General features: G+C 65.8%; 22 protein-coding genes and 1 pseudogene. 8 read left to right on the plus strand and 15 right to left on the minus strand.

From position 1 onward, the window contains the following. The first annotated feature begins 80 nt into the window (after positions 1 to 80). Positions 81 to 1,751, plus strand: coding sequence for a tannase/feruloyl esterase family alpha/beta hydrolase (locus AB3X99_RS26610; RefSeq protein ID WP_368618591.1), 1,671 nt, complete (start codon positions 81 to 83; stop codon positions 1,749 to 1,751). Between the two features lie 10 nt (positions 1,752 to 1,761). Here the strand turns inward: AB3X99_RS26610 and AB3X99_RS26615 are convergent, their stop codons facing one another. Beyond that, a complete protein-coding gene (locus AB3X99_RS26615; RefSeq protein WP_069263771.1) occupies positions 1,762 to 2,550 on the minus strand; it encodes a hypothetical protein in 789 nt (262 codons plus the stop codon). A 271-nt stretch (positions 2,551 to 2,821) separates the two neighbouring features. Here AB3X99_RS26615 and AB3X99_RS26620 point away from each other — a divergent pair, with 271 nt between their 5' ends. Further along, positions 2,822 to 3,097: a hypothetical protein gene (locus tag AB3X99_RS26620; RefSeq protein WP_368618592.1), complete on the plus strand. Its 276-nt coding sequence runs from the start codon at positions 2,822 to 2,824 to the stop codon at positions 3,095 to 3,097. A gap of 72 nt (positions 3,098 to 3,169) precedes the next feature. On the opposite strand, the gene AB3X99_RS26625 is transcribed toward AB3X99_RS26620, so the two are convergent. After that, complete coding sequence (locus AB3X99_RS26625) at positions 3,170 to 3,430, minus strand: DUF2934 domain-containing protein (RefSeq protein WP_069264161.1); 261 nt, start codon at positions 3,428 to 3,430, stop codon at positions 3,170 to 3,172. Between the two features lie 156 nt (positions 3,431 to 3,586). On the opposite strand from AB3X99_RS26625, the gene AB3X99_RS26630 reads away from it, so the two are divergent. Then, entirely contained in the window at positions 3,587 to 3,964 is a 378-nt protein-coding gene (locus AB3X99_RS26630; protein ID WP_342947567.1) for a VOC family protein, read from the plus strand. A 72-nt stretch (positions 3,965 to 4,036) separates the two neighbouring features. Here AB3X99_RS26630 and AB3X99_RS26635 read toward each other — a convergent pair whose 3' ends face one another. Beyond that, complete coding sequence (locus AB3X99_RS26635) at positions 4,037 to 5,320, minus strand: phospholipase A (protein ID WP_256094628.1); 1,284 nt, start codon at positions 5,318 to 5,320, stop codon at positions 4,037 to 4,039. A gap of 239 nt (positions 5,321 to 5,559) precedes the next feature. Here AB3X99_RS26635 and AB3X99_RS26640 point away from each other — a divergent pair, with 239 nt between their 5' ends. Both AB3X99_RS26640 and AB3X99_RS26645 read left to right on the plus strand, forming a co-directional pair. After that, complete coding sequence (locus tag AB3X99_RS26640; RefSeq protein ID WP_256094627.1) at positions 5,560 to 6,060, plus strand: Spy/CpxP family protein refolding chaperone; 501 nt, start codon at positions 5,560 to 5,562, stop codon at positions 6,058 to 6,060. Between the two features lie 46 nt (positions 6,061 to 6,106). Continuing rightward, on the plus strand, positions 6,107 to 6,400 hold the full coding sequence (locus tag AB3X99_RS26645) for a hypothetical protein (RefSeq protein WP_035512844.1): 294 nt from the start codon (positions 6,107 to 6,109) through the stop codon (positions 6,398 to 6,400). Positions 6,401 to 6,499: 99 nt separating this feature from the next. Here the strand turns inward: AB3X99_RS26645 and AB3X99_RS26650 are convergent, their stop codons facing one another. The 7 genes from AB3X99_RS26650 to AB3X99_RS26680 form a co-directional block, all read right to left on the minus strand. Beyond that, positions 6,500 to 8,614 (minus strand): phosphocholine-specific phospholipase C, encoded by a 2,115-nt coding sequence (locus AB3X99_RS26650; protein ID WP_342947568.1) that lies wholly within the window; start codon positions 8,612 to 8,614, stop codon positions 6,500 to 6,502. A gap of 89 nt (positions 8,615 to 8,703) precedes the next feature. Further along, positions 8,704 to 9,147, minus strand: a complete 444-nt coding sequence (locus AB3X99_RS26655; protein ID WP_368618593.1) for a hypothetical protein — start codon at positions 9,145 to 9,147, stop codon at positions 8,704 to 8,706. 163 nt (positions 9,148 to 9,310) lie between these two features. Next, the gene (locus tag AB3X99_RS26660; RefSeq protein ID WP_342947570.1) at positions 9,311 to 9,712 is read right to left on the minus strand and encodes a PPC domain-containing DNA-binding protein; all 402 of its coding nucleotides are present in this window, start codon (positions 9,710 to 9,712) and stop codon (positions 9,311 to 9,313) included. Positions 9,713 to 9,836: 124 nt separating this feature from the next. After that, on the minus strand, positions 9,837 to 10,157 hold the full coding sequence (locus AB3X99_RS26665; protein WP_069263760.1) for a DUF4148 domain-containing protein: 321 nt from the start codon (positions 10,155 to 10,157) through the stop codon (positions 9,837 to 9,839). 397 nt (positions 10,158 to 10,554) lie between these two features. Next, positions 10,555 to 11,673, minus strand: a complete 1,119-nt coding sequence (locus AB3X99_RS26670) for an exo-alpha-sialidase (RefSeq protein ID WP_368618594.1) — start codon at positions 11,671 to 11,673, stop codon at positions 10,555 to 10,557. Between the two features lie 58 nt (positions 11,674 to 11,731). Then, positions 11,732 to 12,001, minus strand: a complete 270-nt coding sequence (locus AB3X99_RS26675; RefSeq protein ID WP_069263757.1) for a MoaD/ThiS family protein — start codon at positions 11,999 to 12,001, stop codon at positions 11,732 to 11,734. A 162-nt stretch (positions 12,002 to 12,163) separates the two neighbouring features. Then, entirely contained in the window at positions 12,164 to 12,967 is an 804-nt protein-coding gene (locus AB3X99_RS26680) for a hypothetical protein (protein ID WP_368618595.1), read from the minus strand. Positions 12,968 to 13,145: 178 nt separating this feature from the next. Between AB3X99_RS26680 and gcvA the strand changes: the two genes are divergently transcribed. Next, positions 13,146 to 14,054 (plus strand): transcriptional regulator GcvA, encoded by a 909-nt coding sequence (gene gcvA, locus AB3X99_RS26685; RefSeq protein ID WP_069263753.1) that lies wholly within the window; start codon positions 13,146 to 13,148, stop codon positions 14,052 to 14,054. Positions 14,055 to 14,075: 21 nt separating this feature from the next. Here gcvA and AB3X99_RS26690 read toward each other — a convergent pair whose 3' ends face one another. Further along, positions 14,076 to 14,882 (minus strand): sulfite exporter TauE/SafE family protein, encoded by an 807-nt coding sequence (locus tag AB3X99_RS26690; RefSeq protein ID WP_069263751.1) that lies wholly within the window; start codon positions 14,880 to 14,882, stop codon positions 14,076 to 14,078. Between the two features lie 70 nt (positions 14,883 to 14,952). Next, positions 14,953 to 16,086: pseudogene (locus AB3X99_RS26695) on the minus strand (cysteine desulfurase family protein); the annotation flags it as partial. 316 nt (positions 16,087 to 16,402) lie between these two features. Between AB3X99_RS26695 and AB3X99_RS26700 the strand changes: the two are divergent. Next, positions 16,403 to 17,518, plus strand: coding sequence for a Kelch repeat-containing protein (locus AB3X99_RS26700; RefSeq protein ID WP_368618596.1), 1,116 nt, complete (start codon positions 16,403 to 16,405; stop codon positions 17,516 to 17,518). A gap of 35 nt (positions 17,519 to 17,553) precedes the next feature. Here AB3X99_RS26700 and AB3X99_RS26705 read toward each other — a convergent pair whose 3' ends face one another. Beyond that, positions 17,554 to 17,817 carry a DUF6723 family protein gene (locus AB3X99_RS26705; protein WP_069263747.1) on the minus strand — a complete coding sequence of 88 codons (264 nt, stop codon included), beginning with the start codon at positions 17,815 to 17,817 and terminating at the stop codon, positions 17,554 to 17,556. 215 nt (positions 17,818 to 18,032) lie between these two features. Here AB3X99_RS26705 and AB3X99_RS26710 point away from each other — a divergent pair, with 215 nt between their 5' ends. Further along, a complete protein-coding gene (locus AB3X99_RS26710) occupies positions 18,033 to 19,301 on the plus strand; it encodes a multidrug effflux MFS transporter (RefSeq protein WP_069263745.1) in 1,269 nt (422 codons plus the stop codon). 23 nt (positions 19,302 to 19,324) lie between these two features. On the opposite strand, the gene AB3X99_RS26715 is transcribed toward AB3X99_RS26710, so the two are convergent. Next, on the minus strand, positions 19,325 to 20,953 hold the full coding sequence (locus AB3X99_RS26715; protein ID WP_368618597.1) for an FGGY-family carbohydrate kinase: 1,629 nt from the start codon (positions 20,951 to 20,953) through the stop codon (positions 19,325 to 19,327). Positions 20,954 to 20,998: 45 nt separating this feature from the next. Next, positions 20,999 to 21,727, minus strand: coding sequence for an SDR family oxidoreductase (locus tag AB3X99_RS26720; RefSeq protein ID WP_342947580.1), 729 nt, complete (start codon positions 21,725 to 21,727; stop codon positions 20,999 to 21,001). Between the last annotated feature and the right edge of the window lie 31 nt (positions 21,728 to 21,758).

Genomic DNA, 21,758 nt, shown 5'->3' on the forward strand with positions numbered 1-21,758 from the left:
ATGCTCGCCAGGGCGTGGCGCGGCACCCTCGGGCGCCAGAAGGAGAAGGCCCGGGCGAGCGTCAACGGAGCCGGCTGCGGATGATACGACGGGGCAAGCGCGCACTCGGATCCCTCAAGGCGAGCGCCATCGCCACGCTCACGCTCATCGCTAGCGGCCCCGTTTTCGCCCAGCACACGCCTTCGCTGCCGCTGCATTGCACCGACCTTGCCGGCGCGCTGCTGCCGCCCACGAGCATCGGCCTGCCGACCAACGGTGCGCTCGTGCAGAGCGCCGCGATGATCTCCGCGACCGCCACAGGCAATCTCAACGGCGACTTCTGCCGCTTGACCGGCGTGATCCGCGCCCGGAGCGCCGGGACGCCGGACATCCGCTTCGAAGTCAATCTTCCGAGCCGCTGGAACGGCCGTGCGCTGCAATTCGGCGGTGGCGGCTACAGCGGCGTCGTGGTGACGGGAACCGGCCCGATGCCCTTCTCGCCCGACCGCGCGCCGCTCGCGCGCGGCTATGCGACCTTCGGCGACGACTCCGGCCACAATGGCACCTCGTCCGAGGCCAACTTCGGACTGCTCGAAGAAGCCGTGACCAACTTCGGCTACGCGCATTTGAAGAAAGCGCATGACGTTGCGCTCGCACTGATCACGCTCGGCTATGGCAAGCCGCCGGAGCACGTGTATTTCGCGGGCGGCTCGACAGGCGGCCGCGAAGGCTATACCGTGATCCAGCGCTATCCCGATGACTACGACGGCGTGATCGCGAATTCGCCCGCGCTGAACTTCTCGGGCGTGCGCTTGACGGGCGTCGTGGTGGGCCAGCACGAATACCGCACGCCGGGCGGCTATCTGTCGCCGCAACTGCTGGAGCGCGTGTACGAGCGCGTGATGCAGGTATGCGATACGCTCGACGGCGCGGCGGACGGCCTGATCAGCGACGTCGAAGCCTGCCGCGCGAAAGAGCCCGAGATCATCGACTCGCTGCGTTGCTCCTCACAGGATCAGACGGATCGCCAGCACGCCCCCGACGACTGCCTGACGCCACCGCAACTGGCGACGCTGGAAAGCCTGCGAGACGGCCTGCGCCTGCCCTACGCGCTCGCCTGGAATGCGGACACCTATCGCGGCTACAACGTCTTCCAGGGCACGCGCTTCACGAGCATGCTGGGCCTCGCGCATGCGCCGCAGCGGCTGACTCAACTGGGGTTCGTCGCCAATGGCTACCTGTACGCGCAGGGCGATGCGTACCTCAAATACTTCATCACGCACGACCCGACTTTCGATTCGACGAACTTCGACGTAATGCATCCCGGCCGTCACCGCGAGCGCCTGTTTACGCTGTCGACGACGATCGGCGCGATGAATCCGGACGTGTCGCGCTATATCGCGCGAGGCGGCAAGCTCATCACCTTGCAAGGACTCGCCGATGAGGTCATCAGCCCAAACCAGACCATCGCCTACTACCAGGGGCTGGTGGGGCGCTACGGCGAAGAGCGCGTGGACAGCTTCATGCGGCTCTACATGGTGCCGGGTTACCAGCACGGCAACGGCGTGTTCATTCCGTCCGTCGATCTGCTGGGCGCGCTCGACGACTGGGTCACGCATGACAGCGCGCCGGAAACCTTGTTCGCGACCGACATTGCCCAGGCCACGAACGGCCGCACGCGTCCGCTGTGCCGCTACCCGGCGTTTCCGCGCTATCTGGGCAAGGGTAATCTGAACCGCGCGACCAGTTTCACGTGCGTGATGCCGCAATGACCGATGCGCGCTACGCGTCGCGCACCCGGCGAGCGGCACGCTGAGGCAGCACCACGATGCAGCCGACGATGAAGATCATCAGCAGCGCCGATGCATAAAAGCGGCTGAAGTGCAGGCCGCCGTCAGCGACGGGCTTGTCGAGCAGATCGCCCAGCGTCGCGCCGAGCGGACGCGTGAGCACGAACGCGAACCAGAAAAGCGCCGTGCGCGAAACGCGCGGCCACAACCACAGCAGCGCGACGACGACGAGGCCTGCGCCGAAGATCGCAGCGCCATATTCGTAGCCCACGCCAAGGCCGCCGCGGTCTTCGCCCGCCACCCAGTCGCCCAGCGCGGTGCCGAGCGTCTGCGAAAACAGGATCGTAATCCAGTAAAACCACTCGACGCGCGGCGTCGCGACGCTCTCGATCGACACCGTACCTTCTACGCGGTACCAGATCGCGAGACTGGCCACGAGCAGCAGCAGAATGATCGATACGCCGCCGGGATAGCCTACGCCGAGCGAACGGTCGCAAAAGTCGGCGAGCGTCGTGCCGAGCGTGGTCGTGGCGACGATCGTCGCCCAATAAAGCCACGGGTAGAAGCGCTGTGCACGGATCTGCGCCCCCACCAGCACGACGAAGCATGCGAGAAAAATGAGGGTGCCAACCAGATAGCCCAGATTCAGTGACATCGTCACCCAGTCACCGCCGGTTTCGCCGAGCGTGGTGCAAGCAATCTTGATGATCCAGAAGCCGAGCGTCACGGCGGGGACCTTGCTGACCGTATCTTCGATGAGACTTCGTGTGGTGGTGGACATGAACACTCCTTGCGCCGCATGACGGGCGGAACGAAACAGCTTGGGACTATATGCCGCCGTTGCTTAACTAAACCTTAACCACGGTCGAATATGCACTAGATGCGCATCGTTGCCTGCGCATAAGCAAACTCTAAGGTTGGCTGCGTAGCCTGTGGACATACGTCGCGGTGATCGGACGTCGCGATGTTGAATGCGCGGTTGCAAAACGGTTTTGCGATCCGTACATTTTTTCAGTAATCCGAAGTAACTTTTGTTACATGGAGTCTGTATCATGAAACTTATACTTGCTACTGCTATTGTCTCGCTTGCCGTCGCGTTGCCCGCCGCCGCCTTCGCACAGGACACTGAACCTGCGGCACAAACCAGGCAAATGCAGACGCAGATGCAGCAACCGGCAAACCCGCAGCGCGCCAGCACGCAACGCACCGACGATTCCGGCTATGGCATGGAAAGCTCGGGCACCTCGAATGCGTCGGTTGCGCAAATGTCGCGCCACGACGCACTCATGTCACACGAGGGCCGCAACGACCTGTTCGCGCATCATTGATGTGCGAACAGGTCGCGCCGGCTGGCGTGACGATGGCCTGAAGCGCGGCACATGCGCGATCAACGCGTGAGTTCACCCGCCACCGCGCCGCTTGTCGCGCGCCAGTTCACTCGGCGGCATGGCGTCGCTTTCCTGCAGGGGTTCACCGGCAAACCGGCGCTTGCCGGCCTGATCGCTGGCGATGCTCGACGCTTCTCCTTCTGCGTCATATTCGGCGGCAACCTGTTTTTCGGCGCGGCTCCAATATTCGTCCGCCCGACCTTCCGGCGCGCCGTCGTCTTCCCAGAGTTGATAAGCGCGTCGCCGGATGCGCTCTTCCCGTTGCTCATTCATGGTCATTCCTCCGATGGTGCGCGTGTGAGCAGCGCGGCAACCGGCTAGCCGCGACTGCGGATGGCGCACTGCATGTACAGCGAGCAAACACGGTGCCCGATGCGTGCGTCATACTTACGCCACCCCCAATCGAATCCCTGTCGAAGAAGATCGCTCATGACCGACACGAACACGCTACGTCCCTTCGCTTTCGTCCTTGCCGTCCAGGACCTCGAACGCAACGCGGCATACTTTCGCGACGTGCTTGGCTTTCGGGTAGATTGGGCCGATTCGACCGACTGGCGAATCGTCGAGAGGGGCGGCGTGCGGATCATGCTCGGCCATTGCCCCGATGCGTTGTCCCCGGCGGCGACGGGCGATCACAGCTACTTCGGCTATCTGGAAGTCGATGACGTTCAAGCGTTTCACGATGAAATCGCGCAACGAGGTGCAATTGTCCTGCAGCCTCCGCTCGATCGCCCGTACGGCATGCGCGAATGCACCGTGGCCACACCGGATGGCCACCGGTTCGTAGTGGGTCAAAGCATTACGTGACCCACGCCTGGTGTCTCTCTACGATACCCGCCGCACGAGTGACGTTTCCCAACATTCGCACGCCAAAGTCAGTCAGCGCGACACGGCGAAACCGATGCGCGCAGCCCAGCGGTGCTGGTTGTAATCGAGAAGATCTTCGGCGTAGCCGTTGAAGTAGTTGAGGAACAGATACCCGCCCCATGCATTGCCGAATAGCTTGGCAAGCGGGTATGTAAATTGCACATCGACGCTTCCATAGGTCGATCTCGTGCCTTTTCTCAGCGTCGTTGCGAGTTGCCAGCCATCAGGGCTGCCGTATTTGAACAGCAGATCGACATAGCCGCGATAGTGGGCTATATCCCCATTCGTCTCCTGGATGTGCTCGTACGCGTAGATTTTCGGCTCGATGGTCAGGTGGTTCGCGTTGAGGTCGCCGAAATCCCAGATCGGCTTCACGTACACGATGTCGACGCCGCGTGAACCCGGACCGGGCGTCCCGTTCGATTCGTGCTCGTAGCCGGTCTCGATACCCATCCGGGTGAACCAGCTGGACCTCCAACCGGTGTCCTCGAGGTAGTAGAAAAGCGCGGGCATGTAGCTCGTATCGTGGAACGGCGACTCGTCCCCGCGGACATCCCAAAGCGAAGTCTGCGTATAAGCAAAATAGAGGTTGTCGAGGAAACCGCGTGAGCGCGGATCGTCCGGCAAGATGAAGCGGAATTTGATACTGATCTGGAATCTTGCGAGATCCGCGTCGCTCGATGACCAGCCGTCCGCGAAATAGTTTGGCTGGTAGAACGAAAGACGGCCCGCGAGGAAAGTGCCAATATCGGGCACCAGCGAATTCGAGGGCTTTACGGTGGAAGGCGGCATTTGCGCCGCAAGTGAAGCATTGCCCGCCATGGGTCCTTCGGCTGGCGCCGTGGCGACCGGTTCCGATGCGGACGCAACCGTTGCCGCTGGCACCAAAGGCGCGGAGGCAGGCGCCGCGGCGTTCGCCGTTGCCGAAGCCGGCATGCGCGTGAGCAGGACCACGGAAGGCGAAACGTCCACGCCCGGCACGTCCACTCTCAAAGCGCCGCGCGCCCACTTGGGCCATGCCGCGCTATAGCTCACGGCCTTCATCTCTCCGGCGGCGAGCCGCAAATGCTCGGGTGCGCCTGGTTCGCGCGCGAGCAGCACGGCCTTCGGCAACGCCTCTCCATTGGTCAGCGTGATGCTCAAATCGCGCGGCACGTCGATCGAAGTGCCGGTCGGCGCATCGCCGGTATACACGATCGTCACGACGAGCGGTTCGTCCGATCTCGCCTCGCGCGGCGGGCGCATGATGGACACGGCGGCGCGGCTCGCAGGCACATAGCCCGCCAAAGTTGCCACGGCCAGCGTGGCGCACGCCAGTCTTCCCCACGCTAACCGGGCGACGGGAGCGGAATGCGAATGGGATGCCCTCTGAAATGCCAATCGAATCGCCACGTTGCCTCCTTGTATCGTCAGAATGCCTCGCTGCCGGGCGAGCCAAGCCGATTTTCTGCGTGAGTGAAGCGTGGTGCTTTGCGGGAATCGTGCCCTATTCCCTCTTTTCCCTGTTATTCGCTGTTACATAGAGGATGCCGAATTTGGTTGCCGCCGCTGCTATGATCAAAATGGTTCGTTCCGACTTGCCGGCCATTGCCGGCGAACGCTTTTCGCGAGGGCTGACAATGAAACCTGTCCTGCTTGCGCTAGCCCTGCTCGGCACTTCCACGTGCTGGGCGCAGGCCAGCGCTCCGGCTGCGTCGTCGCATCAGCATCACGTCGAAACTGTCGACGACCGCGTGAAAGAACTGCATGCCGAACTGAAGATTACTCCCGCCGAAGAGGATCAGTGGGCGAAAGTGGCCGACGTCATGCGCAATAACGCGAAAACGGTGGATGATCTGATCCAGCAGCGGCACGATAATGCCCAGCAGCAAACCGCGGTGGAGAACCTTCAATCGTGGAACGAAATCGCCCAGGCGAATGCCGACGGCAGCAAGGCGATGCTCGATGCCTTCTCGGCGCTTTACGCGACCATGCCCGACTCGCAGAAGAAGCTTGCGGACGCCGCTTTCCGGCCCGCTGAAGCGCACACGAAATAACCAGCCGCGAGCGTCCGCAACGCGCGCTCGCGACGGAGGATCGGCGATGAAACTCCGTGTGTTGAAGTTTGCATTCCTCTGTATCGCGACGACGCTGTGCGCGATGCAAACCGCACAGGCGCGCGTGAACGTCAATGTCGGCGTGGGCATCGGGATTCCTGGGGCGTTCTACGCGCCGCCGCCGCCCGTATTCTTCATGCATCCCGCCGCGCCGATGTGGCCGCCTCCCGTTGTGTATTCGCGGCACGGCTTTTCTCCGTGGCACCGCCCTCCGCATTTCATGGGTCCGCGACACGTCCGGCATCCCGGCTGGGGACCGCCACCGCCACGCTGGCGCTAGAGGCGCCGTGATCGCCCCTGATCCACCTGCTCCACTACGTGGTAAACAAAAAAAGCCACGGCTCGCAAAAGCCGCGGCTCATCTCACTCCTCAGCGGTATCAGGCGCCGAGCGCGGGATCGCTATAGCTCGCGTGGCCCGTTTCGACATGCCCCGCAATGCGGCGCACGAACGTCGCATCGCTATCGACCGTGATCGTCAGGTCGTACCAGCCGTACGCGTTGCGCAGGTCGAGATAAAGCTGCTCGGTGTCGCCGCCGGGCACCGTGCGCTGGATCTTCGTGCCCGGGTCGTACGCGTTGACGATCGTGAACTGGCAGCGCGCGCCGCCCTTGTTCTCGAGGCGCAGTTGCAGGTTGCCGTTCGCCACGTCGTAGCCCTCGGCCACTTCGGGGCGCGCCGTTTCGTTGCCGCCGAACCAGTCCGACTTGACCTGCGTGCCCGCGAAACGGCGCAGAAACCCGTTCGGTCCATGCACGCTGAAGTCGTATGCGCCGCTCGCGCCAATCGCGAGCTTGTCCTGCAGATGCTTGCCGGCTTCGACCGTATAGGTGCGCGGCGCATCGGTGCTGCCCGCCGTGTAGACGAGGAACACCGCACCGGCGCGGCCCGAATTGACGAAGCGCGTGGAAACGTCGCCCGAGCTGGCGTTCGAATCGAAGCGCACGAACAGCTCGTACGGCAGCGCCCGCGCGTTGCGCACGCCCGCTTCCTGCTTCGGCACGCTGCCCACGACCGGCGGCACCGGCACGTAGTCGGGGTGACGCAGCTTGTCGGGCGGCGCATAGCCCGTCGTGGAAGGCAGCGCGGGAATCGCCGCGTTAGGCGTGGCGAAGTTGAATGCCGACGTGAGGTCGCCGCACACGGCGCGGCGCCATGGCGTGATGTTCGGCTCGCGCAGGTCGTGATGCAGACCGAAGCGCTTCTCGATGAAGCGGATCACGGAAGTATGGTCGAACGTCTCCGAGCACACCCAACCGCCGCGCGACCACGGCGAGACCACGAGCATCGGCACGCGCGGTCCGAGGCCGTACGGGCCCGCCGCGTACTTGCTGCTGCCCGGGAAAATTTCGTTCGTCGTGTCGACGGTCGAAAGGCCGTTCGCGCTCGAAGCCGGCGGGAACGGGGGCGCCAGGTGATCGAAGAAGCCGTCGTTCTCGTCGTAGTTCACGAGCAGCACGGTCTTGCTCCACAGGTCCGGGTTCGACGTGAGGATCTGCAGCACCTGGTCGACGTACCACGCGCCATAGTTGGCTGGCCAGTTCGGATGCTCCGAATACGCCTCGGGCGCGACGATCCACGAGACCTGCGGCAGCGCATTGTTCGCCACGTCCTGCTTGAGCACGTCGAAATAGCCGCCGCCCGCCAGCACGTTCGTGCCCGTGCGTGCGCGGTCATACAGCGGATTGCCGGGCTGGGCGTTCTGGTATTGATGGAAATACAGGAGCGAGTTGTCGCCGTAATTGCCGATGTACGGGTTGTCGCCCGTCCAGCCCCACGAGCCCTTGGCATCCAGGCCTTCGCCCGCGTCCTGATAGATCTTCCACGTAATACCCGCGCTCTGCAGGACTTCGGGATACGTGGACCAGCCATAGCCCGCTTCCGCGTTGTCGATCACCGGGCCGCCGCCGCTGCCGTCGTTGCCCACCCAGCCCGTCCACATGTAGTAGCGGTTCGGGTCGGTCGCGGTCATCGTCGAGCAGTGGTACGCGTCGCAAATCGTGAACGCGTCGGCGAGCTGGTAGTGGAACGGAATGTCGTCGCGCGTGAGGTAGGCCATCGTGGTCGTGCCCTTGGCGGGCACCCACTGGTCGTAGCGGCCGCCATTCCACGCAGCGTGCGTCGTGGTCCAGTCGTGCGGCAGGTCCTGGATGAACTGCAGGCCCAGGTTGGACGCCGTGGGATGAAACGGCAGCACTTCGCCCGCGCCGGCCGCGAGCGGCTGGTTCCACACCGGCTTGCCGGTAGGCAGCGTGATCGCGCGTGTGTCGCCGAAGCCGCGCACGCCGCGCAGCGTGCCGAAGTAATGATCGAACGAGCGGTTCTCCTGCATGAGGATCACGATGTGTTCGACATCGCGGATGCTCCCCGTGCGATTGTTCGCGGGAATCGCGAGCGCATTGCGGATGCCCTGCGGCAGCATCGTCAGGGCGGTGGCCGAACCGGCGCTCATCGCGGCGGTGCGGAGAAAGTCACGGCGGCTTCTCGAGGTCATCTTGTGGTTTCCATCTTCAGGTTGAGAAAGGCACGCACGGCACGCCGCCTTGACGGGCGGCAGGCGGCCAGGCCGCGCGGCCGGGTACGTCAGTCAGCGGTGTGGATAACGGGTGTGACAAGCGGTTCGATCTGCGCGGCTTGTGTGTCTTGCGCGCTCCCGCCGGCGGGTGGCTTCGCCGGCGAGCGCACGGCGTTCGCGGGCAAGGCGACGCCGGCGTTCACCATGCCGTTCGCACTATCTGGGAGATTCGATGCGCCCGCATCCGACGCCAGCGTGAATGCGTTGGCGAGCGCCGGGCGCTGTGGATTGGTACCTGGCTGCGCTTGCGCGAGTTCGCGTGCCGCGTTCGTGGTGAGCGCGACGCGCGCGTCGCTATCACGTGCGCTGCACGCGCCCAGCGTACACAGCGCGGCTGCGCATGCAAACAGCATGGCGGGCGCACGCATCGTTTTGAATGCAGCGGGCAGGCACAAACGTCTGCGCGACGCGCGTTGCCATGGCAAGCGCGCCGGCGCGGATTCGACCGTCATCGAAGTCTCCGTCCAGATAGAGGCACAACAACGGCTCGAGGAGCGGCCCGAGCGGGGCCTCGCGCGCAGCACGGACAGCGGCGAGGCAACGCCGAAGCATAGCGATGCCGCTTTTAAATTTTGTGACGGTGCGTGGGGTCGCGCGAATGGCGGCGCAGGCGGATCAGCCTGGCGCGTTGCGGATCTGCAGCTCCGCGTATCCGGTCGCGGAATCGAGCTCGCGTGAGAAACGATGGCCAGGCAGCAGCACCAGCAGCAGCTCCGCCGTGGTGCGCACGGTGCAGCCGCGCGCGACGTGGCCGCCCATCACGCGGCCTTGCGCGTCGGACACGGACATGTGCAAATGGGCGCCATCGGGCGACACCGAGCCCGCGAGCGTGAGGATTTCGAGGTCGCCGCGCAATGCGGTCGGCGTTTCGGCGCCGGCGAAGCGCAACTGCGCGACGCTCAGGCTGCCGATGCCCTGAATGACGAACGCCGCATGCGAGGCTTGCTGGCCCAGCAAGCTTTCGACGGTGGCGCGCAGATCGTCGCCGGGAGACAGCCGTACGGGATGGATTTGCATGCTGGCCTCGGGGGGCGTCGTATCCGGCACAGGTTAGGCCGGGACGAAGCACGAGGCAAGTCGCGACATGAACAACGGCCCGCTCGAAGCGGACCGCTCTTGCACTCGCACCTTCACGCACCGATCATTGGTGCGCGTAGATCGAACCCAGGCCGGGAATGTCGTGCGACGCCGAAGCCGTAACCGCGCCCGCTGCCGACGACCCATTCGCCACGCCGCCGAACGCCGACGCCACCGCGCCGTTCTGCGCACTCACCTTCGCTTCGGCGGCCTCGATGTGCTGCGGATAGTCGTTGTAGTCGGCCGCCGGGTTGTAGCCGGCCTGTTGGAGCTGCACCAGTTCGGCGCGGACCTGGGCACGCGTGAGCGGCTCGGCCGACTGGGCGAAAGAGACGACGGGAACGGCGACAACAGCGGCAACGATCAGCGACTTGATGAGTTTCATGGTATCCACCTGTAAGCAATGAGTTGGTTCGGACCACGATGGCGTGGCTCGCGCGTCCAGTCTTTTTCGATGTCTCTTGTGCGACGTCGCTGACTGGCATGGGTGTATTTGAACTCCCGCACGTATCCCGCTTGTTTCCACGAACCCCTGCTTTTGCAAGCCTCTTTGTCCATTGCCACGGCGGATACACAACGATACAAAACCCCTCGCTACTCCCGCATTTCGCTCGATACCCGCCGCGCGAGACAGATTGCGGCGAAGATCTGCATCTTGACCGAGCTGAGCGCGATCCGCACGCCGCCTCCCGCTGCGCGAGATGCGCGTACGTGCTGCGCGCCGGCTCCGCGAGCGTGCGCATGCCGCGACCATGGCCGCGCGGCGGGCTGGAAGGCCGCCATCACCCGAAGCGCACGCAATACACCGGCGGCAAGTGCGCCGAAACGAGCCGCCAGTTTTCGCCGCCATCGTCCGAGGTCCAGAGCGCGCCCGTGGTCGAGCCCATGGCGAGGCGCGTGCCGGTACCGTCGATGTCGAGACCGTGGCGGTACACGAGGTCGTATGCCGGTGCGGCCGGCAAGCCGTTCGAGAAGCGCTCGAATGTACGCCCGCCGTCGCGCGTGCGCGTGACGACGAACCGGCCGTCCACAGGAACGCGGTACTGGTCTTTTTGGGCCGGCACGAACCACGCGGTGTCCGGCTCGCGCGGATGCACCACGACCGCGAAACCGAAGCTCGACGGCTGCGCTTCGATGCGGCGCCAGTGGGCCGCGCCATCGGTCGAGCGGAAGATTGCGCAGTGATGCTGGGTCCACAGCACATCCGGATTCGCCGCGCATTGCACCACGCGGTGCGGGTCTTGCGCATTGGGTTCGCCGCGCCGCTCGGGCGGCATGTAGTCGGCCTCCATGCCCTCGGCGGTGAGGCGCCAGCTCGCGCCGCCGTCGCCGGTCTGCCACACGCCGCCGCACGACACGCCCACTGTCACGTGCCGGCTGTCGCGCGGATCGACCATCACCGAGTGAATGCCCGGCGCGTCGTAGCCACCGCCCGCCCATTCGCGGCGCTCCGGGCGGTCCCACAGCGGGCGGTTGAGTTCCCAGCTGTCGCCGCCGTCGCCGGAGCGAAACAGGCCGCCAGGTATCGTGCCCGCCCACAGCACGCCCGGCTCGTCCGCGCCGCCCGGTTCGAGCGACCAGATCTGCTGGAGCGACCACGGCGCAGGCAGGCGGCCCAATGCATCCGGTTCGCTGGCCTGAATCTCCTCGGCAGGCTGTGGCGGATAGACGGGCACCGCGCATTCTTCCCAGTGCGCCATGCCCGCGCGCCGGCGATGCAGCTTCACGCCGAAGTGGCCCAGGTTGAGTGCGGCATAGAGCGAGCCGTCGCGCGTATCGGGCATCACCATGCTCACCGGCTCGCCGACGAATTCAGGTTCGCCGATTGTCCAGCCGCCCTCTCCATCGGCTTGCAGAACGAACAGCCCCTTGCGGGTTGCGACCAGCAGTCGATCGCTCATCTCGCGTACCCTCCTGTCGATCCAGAGTCAGCGCTCCGGTCCCACGCAAAGTGGTGACTCATCCGCCGGACAGCGCCTGCACGACGTACACCCGGCTCTCATCGCCGAGCGCGTCGCTCAAATGTTCCCGATCGCGCAGGCGAACGCCGTCCACGAATACCGCCAGATGCTTACGCAATGCGCCCTGATCGTCGAGGATATAGCCGCGCAAACGCGGCTGCTCGGCAAACACGGCATCGAACGCTTCGCGAAGCGTGCGCGCGTCGATCTCGCGCTCGGGCGTCGCGACGTGCCGCTGAATCGAAGCTGCGAAGAAGAGGTGCGCCATGGCGGGCCGGCGATGCGGAAACGGCCGCGTCCGCCGGATCTGTAGTTTAGGCCATTCGCCGTGGGCGTCGAGGCGTTGGCGCGCCCCGAAGCCGAAGTCCTGCGATGCACCGCAGCAAGCGCGGCGCCGTCAGCCCAGACCCGCCAGACGCAAAGCCAGCGGTTAAGGCGTGCTGCCTTCGGCCTTGGCCTTGCCGTGCAGGCAAGGTGTCGGCAGACGCATGCGGTACAGGGAAATCGCCTGAATCGTGAGCACGCAGATTATCGCTGTTCCGTAGGCAGCCAGTAGATTCCAGTGCGTGAGCGTGAGGCTCAGGACGAAGAAGAACGACGCAAATCCCAGCAGTCCCGTGGTCATGCCGCGCATCAGTTGCTGCGCCGCTTCGTGGCCGATCAGGCGGTGCGCGAACACGGCGAGGATGATCGCCATGAACGGGAACGATGCGAGCACGCCGCTCGCCTCGGGTCCGACGTAAGGTGCGATCAGCGTCACGCTCACCACAAGGCCGGCGATGAGCGCCATGCGCGACGGCAAATCCCACCACGGCGGCGAGAGGCGCACCGTTCTTGCCGGCTTGTTCGGAATCAGGTTGAGCGCAAGAGCAATGGCCAGAATGGCGAAGAGATAAAGACCATGCGTAGGCAGCGCGCCCCATTGCAGCACGAGGGCCACCAGGGCGAACGTGGCGCCTGCGCCTGCCAGCGCCACCTTCCACCCACGCGCCGCGAGGCGGCAATAGACGACGCAAAACGCCGCCTGCGCAGCCGTTGCGACAAGCGAACCCGCAGTCGCTTGCGCGGCGAACGCCGGTCCGTGCTCCAGCGCGAGAAAAACCGAAACCGGCCCCGAAGTAAGCGGCAGTCCCACGAGCAGCCCGCCGACCGCTTCGCCCCAGCGGCGAGCGGCAAGACTGGCGGCCAACAGCAACAACGGCGTAAAGACGAGCTTGAAAAGCAGAAGATCCATGATGGGCGACGCAATGCGGAGAATGCCAACTGTCAGGAATGCGCGGCGGGCGTCGCACTGGTTACGTTACGTCCCGCGGCTTTATGCCCATATTGAAGCCGGTCGATGTGGCTGACAAACCATTTGTCGTCATATAATGCGTGAGCAAAACTCACACGTCACGTACACCCCCGGCTCCATGTTCGACCGCCTTCCCCCGCTGCAAACCCTGCGCGCCTTCGAAGCCACCGGGCGGCTCCTCAGCATGACGCTGGCGGCGCAGGAACTGCACGTCACGCATGGCGCCGTGAGCCGGCACATCAAGACGCTCGAAAGCCATTTGGGCGTGGCGCTGTTCCAGCGCCTCACGCGTCGCATTGTCCTGACCGAAGCGGGCGCCGAGTTCCTGCTGGCCGTGAACCGCGCGCTCGCTGAATTGACCAAGGAGTCCGAGCGCCTGCGCACGCACGACAGCGTCACGCGCCTGAAGATCAACGCCAGCGTGTCCTTTGCGAACCGCTGGCTCGCGCCGCGCCTGCATCGCCTCAAGGCTCGCCATCCGGAACTCGACGTCCACCTCGACGTGACCGACAAATACGTCGATCTCAACGACTCGGATGTCGATGTGGCGATTCGCTACGGCAGCGGACGCTATCCGCGCGTGCTGGCCGAGCGCATTCTCGACGAAACCGTGACGCCGGTTTGCAGTGCTGACTATCGGGCGAAGATGGGCGGCATGGCATCGGTCGAGAGTCTCGCGCGCTGCACCTTGCTGCATGAGGGCGGCATGCTTGCGAACTGGGAGCAATGGCTGGCGCTGGCGGGATTGAGCGGCGTGCGCAGCGATCGCGGCACGGCATACAGCCATGGGAGCCTCGCGATCGAGGCGGCGATTCGAGGGGAAGGCGTCGCGCTCGGGCGCAGCGTGATCGTGGCGGACGACATCGCGGCCGGCCGGCTCGTCGCGCCGTTCCCGGAACTGCGTCTCGAGTCCGAGCGCGGCCATGATCTCGTCTATCGGATTGGCAGCCGCGACGACCCCAAGGTGCGTGCCGTGCGCGACTGGCTCGCCGACGAAATCCGCGTCTTTCTCGCCCCGGCCGGTTGAGCGCGAACCAAGCGCAAGGTCTCAGTAACCGAGCACCACCTTGGCGAGCATGCCGCACGCCACGCACACCAGAATGGCGGCAAAGCCCATCTGCGTATGCCGCGAGGAAACGCGGTGCGAAACGTGACGCCCCAGCATCATGCCGACGACGGTCGCGACGCTGAACCACAGCGTGAGGTCGAGCCGCAGCGGCACGCCATGCAGCACCGTCGCCACCACGCCGCCGGAGCCCACGAGCGCAATGACCATCAACGACGTCGCGACGATACCGTGCATAGAGATGTTCGTGAGCTTGCGCAGCATGGGCACGATGATGAAGCCGCCGCCCACGCCGAGCAGGCCGGTCATCAGTCCCGTCAACGCGCCGGTCGAGGCCAGCGCGAGCGCCGTCGCTTTCGACCACACGAGGCGGCCGGTGTCGGGATTGACGCGGCCCACGCAAAGCGGCGACGCTTCGGGCAGCGCGCGCTTTTTCCCGATGGTCTGACGTAGCAGCCGCACCGCCACGAACAGCATCACGCCGGCAAAGAGCGCGAGGAGCAGGCGTTGCGGCATGGCTTGAGCGAGGCGCACGCCGAGCCACGTGGTCGGCACGCCCGCGAGCGCCATGCAGAACGCCGCGCGATAGCGCACGAGACGCTTGCGGAAGGCTTCGAGCGCGCCGATCCCCGCGCTGCTCGCCACGGCGATCAAGGCGACCGGTGTGGCCTGCTGCATGGGCCAGCCCATTCCCACCACGATGGCCGGCACGGCGAGAATGCCGCCGCCCGCGCCCGTGAGTCCCAGCATCGCGCCGATCATGGCGCCGAGTACGAGTGAAACGATCATCGGGTTTCGATGTTCATCGTGACCTTGACCGACGAAATCAGGCGGGCACAGCCGCCGGCAGACACGGCGCCACAACGCGACGAATGCAGTCCACCGCGAAATCGACGTCTTCCGGCTTCGTGAAGCGCCCGAGGCTCAGGCGCACCGTGCGGTTTGCCGCCTCTTCGCCAAGCCCGATGGCAGTGAGCACGTGCGAAGGCGTGCCCGCCGCCGAGTTACAGGCCGAAGTCGACGAGATCGCGAGGTCCCCGGTCAGCAGGAACGGGAAGAAGCCCGGCAGATCGATCGTGAGGCTCAGCGTGTGGGGAATGCGCTGCGCGCGCGCGGCGTTGAGCGTGACGCCCGGCAACGCGAGCACCTCGGCCAGCAGGCGCTCGCCCAGCCGCGCAATGCGCTCGCTGTCCGCTTGCAGCGCCTCGCGCGCAATCACGCACGCCACGCCCATGCCGACGATCTGATGCGTGGCCAGCGTGCCCGAGCGCAGACCGCGCTCGTGACCGCCGCCATGCATTTGCGGCGCGATGCGCTCGAACGCCTCGCGGCTCACGTAGATCGCACCGATGCCCTTCGGCCCGTACACCTTGTGCGCCGACATCGAAAGGAGGTCGATGCCCATCGCTTTCACGTCGATGGGCGTCTTGCCGAGCGCCTGCGCCGCGTCGACGTGCAGCAGCGCGCCGGCGGCATGCACCACGCTCGCAATCGACGCGACATCGGTGAGCGTGCCCAGTTCGTTGTTGACCAGCATGAGCGAGACGAGACCGGTGTCGGGCGTGAGCGCGGCGGCCACGGCCGCTGCCGTGATTTCGCCCTGCGCGTCCGGTGCGAGCCGCGTGACGGTCATGCCGCGCGCTTCGAGGCTCGTCATCGTATCGAGAATGGCCTTGTGCTCGAGCTGGCTCGTGATGAGATGGCGCTTTTGCGTCGCGCGGTCCGCATAGCCCTTGAGCGCGAGATTGTTCGACTCGGTCGCGCCGGAAGTCCAGACGATCTCCGCGGCATCGGCGCCGATGAGCGCCGCCACGTCCTTGCGCGCCTGCTCGACTAGCCGGCGCGCCCGCTGGCCCACGCCATGCGAGCTGGAGGCCGGGTTGCCGAAATCGCCTTCCATGCCCAGACAGCCGAACATCGCCTCGATCACCCGCGGGTCCGCCGGGGTGGTCGCGGCATAGTCAAAGTAACGCAAATCGCCCTTCTCGCTCATCTTCGTTTCTCGCACAACGGAATGTCGAAAATGCTACGCCCCGGGCACTAAAAAATGGTTCCAAAATTAAGTGGATTCTCCAGATGACGGAGTATTCGATTCTCTTCCGCCGACGTAACTTGAAATTAAATTCTCAAGACGGTCGACCAGGCAGCCTGGCGGCGCGAAACCGATCGCGCCCTGGATCGCCGCGTAGTAACACAAAGTGGGCGACAACGTTCCCGTGTACCGTATCCACTGCGCGCTGTGCGAGCGAGAAAAACGCCCCGGGAAAAGCGCGCCCAATGCCGTCCCCTCCACCTCCGCGAGGTTCGCCATGCCGCTTTCCCGTCGCCGCTTCCTCGAACTGAGCCTCGCCGCGAGCAGCACCGCCTGGTGCACGCAGCGTGAAGCGATGGCTGCGGACATGCAGGCCATGCCCGAAGAAGACCCGCAAGCGATGCAAACGGCCCAGCGTGGCGGCCTCTACGCGAGCCTGCACGACCCCAACGCCACGCAGCTGCCACCCGAAGCGTTCATGCAGCGCTTCTTCTACTCGAGCGCGCCGAGCGCCGCGCCGCAAGGCGCATGGACCACGGCGCCCCCCTTGCCGCTGCCGCGCAGCGAAATGGCGTGGGCGACGAGCGAGGGCGAGCGCATGCATGTGATCGGCGGCTACGGCGCGGGCCAGGTCGCGCGGCCCTATCACCATGTATTCGATGCGGCGCGCGGCGCCTGGCGCAACGCCGCGCCTGTTCCGCGCGGCGCGAATCATATCGGCGTGGCGGCGCTCGACGGCGTGGTCTATGCGATGGGTGGGTTCGTCGAGCAGAACCGCATTGCCGTGCCCGACTGCTACGCCTATGTCGTGGCCGACGACCGCTGGCACGCGATTCACCCGCTTTCGCGCGGCTCGCGCGGCGCGATTTCCGTCGTGGCGCACGAGGGCATGCTGCACGCGATCGGCGGCCGCGACACGCGCTCGGTGGACTGGCACGAGGCATACGACCCGCAGAGCGACAGCTGGAAAACGCTCGCGCCCATTCCCGGTCCGCGCGACCACACGGCGGCCGTCTCGCTTGGGGGCTGGATACTCGTGGCCGGCGGCCGCATGGATACGTTCGACTTCAACACCGGCATGCACGTGGCCTACGACGCGAAGCGCGACGCCTGGGAAGAACGCGCGCCCATGCCCACGCCGCGCTCCGGTCACGGCGGCGCGGCGTGGCGGGGACGCTTCTTCTGCATGGGCGGGGAAGGCACGCGGCGCGTCTTCGGGCAGAACGAGGGCTACGATCCGGCGACCGATTCATGGCAGGCCTATGCGCCCATGCTCACGCCGCGTCATGGCATGGGCGCGGCAGTCGTGGGCGATGCAATTCATGTGGCGGGCGGCGGCCCGATGAATGGCGGCGTGATTCAGACTTCGGTGCACGAAGTGTTTTCCCTTTGAGCTGGGCAGGCTCCCCCTTCGGCGCGCACGTCTGCTCACCCTTCGGGCGTGGCAATGTCCGCGCGAATCAGCTCATCCGCGAGCGTGAGTGCCTGTTGCCTTGCCTGCGGACCGGTCGCGCACGGCCCCGGACGCGGACAGCCGTCGAACGGATAGATGAGCCGCCCATCGGTCTTGCGGCGAATCCGCAGCAATCCGTAGTAGCGGCCCGCACCGTCGATCTGCTCGCCGCAGAAGACTTCATAGTCTTCCGCGGTGGTCGGACGGCGCACGGCCTCTTTCGGCCTTTTCTCTGGCATTTCGGCACTCCGGGACTATCCTGGGCGAGATAAGTGGAAGCTCAGCAAGCGCCGGGCCTGAGAGGCGCGTCGCACGGAAGTCGGCGATAACGGGCACAATACGCGCCTGCGCCGCCGCGCCGGACGCCGTGTTCGTGTTCCGAACGTGCTTTCCGAACAGCTGCCCCAACGCCCCCCAGCGCCGCCGCACCGGAACCCGCCCTTTTCACGCTGTCATGACTCACGATCTGCCCGAACGTCCCGCCACCGCCGCACGCCAGGCGAACTCGCCGCGCTTCCTGCTGTTCCTGATCTGCCTGTTCGCCTCCGCCGGACAGCTCGCCATCGACATCTACGTGCCCGCGCTGCCGGCCATGGCGCGCTACTTCGCGACGTCGCCACAGGCGATCCAGTCGAGCGTGTCCGTTTATCTCGCCGCCTACGCGTTCGGCCAACTCATCTTCGGACCGATTTCCGACGCGCTCGGGCGCAAGCGCGTGCTGGCTTTCGGGCTCGTGATCTATACGCTCGGCTGTCTGCTCTCGCTCGCCGCGCCGAATCTGGAAACTTTCGTGCTGGCGCGCTGCCTGCAGGGCTTCGGCATCGCCGCGACCAACCTGCTCGCGAAGGCCATCATCACGGATTCGTTCGTGGGCACCGCGCTCATGCACGCGTTCACCTACATGTCGATTACGTGGGGGCTCGCGCCGATCATCGCGCCGGTGATCGGCGCGCATCTGCAGGAGCTGTTCGGCTGGAAGGCCTGCCTCGTGTTCCTGCTCGTCTATTCGTTGGTGATGTGGGCGTTGCTGTGGCGCTTTCGCGAGACCTTGCGGCAACCGGTGCGGCTGGAGCCGCGCACGCTCATCGCGAACGCGGGCAAGGTGCTCGCGAGCCCCGTGTTCCAGAGCTGCTTTCTCGCCCAGGGCTTGTGCTACAGCATCCTGCTCGTCTTCAACGTCGTCGGGCCGTTCATGGTGCAGAACACGCTGCACAGGCCGCCCACCTTCTTCGGCTATCTCGCGCTCGGCATCGGCCTGATGTATTTCCTGGGCGGCCTCTCGAACCGGCTCCATGGCCCGCGCCTGCCTACCCCGGAGCAACGTCTGCGTGTGGGGGCGCGCGTGATGGCGGGCGCGGCCATCGCGATGCTCGTGCTCGCGCTCACGGTGGGCCTGCGCGTGTGGACGCTCGCCGTTCCTGTACTCGTGATGGGTCTGTGCGCGGGTGCGATGTATCCCACGCTGATGGCCAAGGGCAATTCGCTGTTCCCGCATATCGCGGGTTTGACGAGTGCGATTCTCGGCTGCGCGCTGCTGCTCGTTTCCTCGGCGATGATGGGGCTGGCCGGTTTCGTCTCCGTGCACGTGCTCACGCCGCTAGCGGTGTTCTTCGTACTGCTCGCGCTCACCGTCGTCGTGATGGTGACGAAGCTGCTGCGCCACCTCGCGCAAAGTCAGGCTGCTGCCGCCGCGCTCGCGCAGCGCAGCGGCGAGGCGGCGTGAGCCGCTAGCTCCCGGTCCAGCCGCTATCGGATCGCGCGCGCCACGTCCTGCAACTGCGTGAAGGCGCGGTAACGCGCTTCGTGCAGCGCCGCGATCTCGCCCGTGGCCGGTGCGTAGACCTTGCTGATCCGGGACATCGCGGCCATCGCGTCGCGCGCGTTATCGTATAGGCCGCCAGCCACGGCGCCCAGCATGGCCGCGCCCAGCAGGACCGGCTCCTCGGCGTGGGTGGCCAGCACGGGCTTGCCCGTTGCGTCCGCCAGCAGCTGGCGCACGAGGTCGAGCCTGCCCGCACCGCCGCTGATCACGACCTGCTCGATCGGCGCGCCCGCCTGGGCCTGCACCTCGACGATCTGCCGCAGCCCATAGCCGATGCTGCCGATGCCCGCGACATAGAGCGCGACGAGGCTCTCCATGTCCGTCTCCATGCCGAGTCCCGCGATGACGGCCCGCGCGTGCGGATCGGCAAATGGCGCGCGGTTGCCGAGGAATTCGGGCACCACATGCAGGCCCTGATCGTGCGCGAGGCGCACCGCGCCCGATTCGCTCTGCGCAGCCTGAACCGCCAGCCCGGCAAGCATCGTCGGCAGCGACTGGCCTTCGCTCGCCGCGCGGCTCGCGGCTTCTGCAGCGAGCGGATGCATCGCGAGCAAGCGCTCAATTGCCGCGCCCGCCACCGACTGCCCGCCTTCGTTGAGCCAGGCACCGGGCACCATCGCCGCGTAGTACGGCCCCCACACGCCGGGCACGAACACGGGGTCGCGCGTGGTCGTCATCGTGCACGACGAGGTGCCGAACACGTACGCGAGGCACGCCTCGGGCTGCCCCTGCGCGCCGACCGTGCCGATGCCGCCCGCGTGCGCGTCGATCACGCCCGTCGCGACGGCAGTGCCCGCGCGCAGGCCGAGCTGCGCGGCGGCCTCCGGCGTGAGCCCGCTGCCGAGCGGCGTCCCGGGCTCGACGATCGTGCGGCCGATGCGCGCAAAGCCTTCATCGGCAAGCACGCCCAGACCCACGTTGCGGAAGTAGCTCTCGTCCCAGCGCTGCTCGTGCGCGAGATAGGTCCACTTGCAGGTCACGGTGCAGGTGGAGCGCGAAAGATCGCCCGTGGCGCGCCATGTGAGGAAGTCGGTCAGGTCGAAGAACTGCCAGGCCGCGGCGAACACCTCGGGCCGGTTTTCCAGCAGCCACAGCAGCTTGGGCGTTTCCATCTCCGGAGAGATCTTGCCGCCCACGAAGCGCAGCACATCGTGGCCCGTGGCGTTGATGCGCTCAGCCTGCTCCACGGCGCGATGGTCCATCCACACGATGATGTCGCGCTCGGCGACTTCGGACGGGCCAACGGGCAACGGCGTGCCGCCCTCGCCCAGCACGACGAGCGAACAGGTGGCGTCGAAGCCGATGCCGGCGATCTGCTCCGGCGAGATCGCGGCCTGCGCGAGCGCTTCCTTCACGGCCTGGCACACGGCGTTCCAGATCTGCGTGCTCGATTGCTCGACGATGGCGCCGCTCTCATGAAACACGCTGATGTCGTGTTTCGCCGACGCAAGCATGCGACCGGCGGAATCGAAAATGCCGGCGCGGGCGCTGCCCGTGCCCACATCGACACCGACGGTATGGCGTGCGCCGCCGGCCTGGTTAATTGAGGTCATGGCTCGTTGATTGTGGTTAGGGCCTGTTCACGCTGATAACAGGCCCTAAAGATCGACACTGTTCGGCAGGATCACGAGGTCGCGAATGGTGACGTTGCGCGGCCGCGTGAGCATGAATACCACGGAATCGGCCACTTCCTTCGGCTGCATGAGACTGCCCTGGGCCAGCGCTTCATCCATCTTCGCCTGGGGCCAGTCGTCGAGCAAGGCCGTGACCACAGGGCCCGGCAGCACCGCGCCCACGCGCACGCCGTGCTTCGCGACCTGGCGGCGCACGGTGTGCACAAACGCCTGCACCGCGAACTTCGAGGCCGTGTAAATGGGCTCCCACACCACCGGCACGACGCCCGCCACCGAACTCGTGAAAACGATGTCGCCGGACTTCTGCGCGATCATGTGCGGCAGCACCGCATGCACCGAGCGAAACGCGGCGTTGATGTTCAGGTTGAGCATGCGATCCCACTCGTCGGGGTTGCCGTTCGCCACTTCGCCGCCGATATACGCGCCGGCGTTGGCGTGAAAGATGTCGAGCCCGCCCGCGAGATCGAGAATCCTGGGCAGCATCGTCGCATAGTCCGCCGCGTTGAGCAGGTCCATGGCGAGGGGCAGCGCGTTGGGCCCCAGCTCCGCGCAACATTTCGCGAGCCGGTCCTCTGCGCGGTCGATCAGCACGACTTTCGCGCCTTCGTCCACGAACGCACGCGCGCACGCGAAGCCGATGCCGGACGCCGCGCCGGTAATGGCGGCGACCTTACCCTTGATCGATTCAGACATGGGTGACTTTCTCCTTGAATCAGGTGCCGAC

Origin of the sequence: Paraburkholderia sp. BR10882 (assembly GCF_040948855.1) — a bacterium.
GTDB classification, from domain to species: domain Bacteria; phylum Pseudomonadota; class Gammaproteobacteria; order Burkholderiales; family Burkholderiaceae; genus Paraburkholderia; species Paraburkholderia nodosa_A.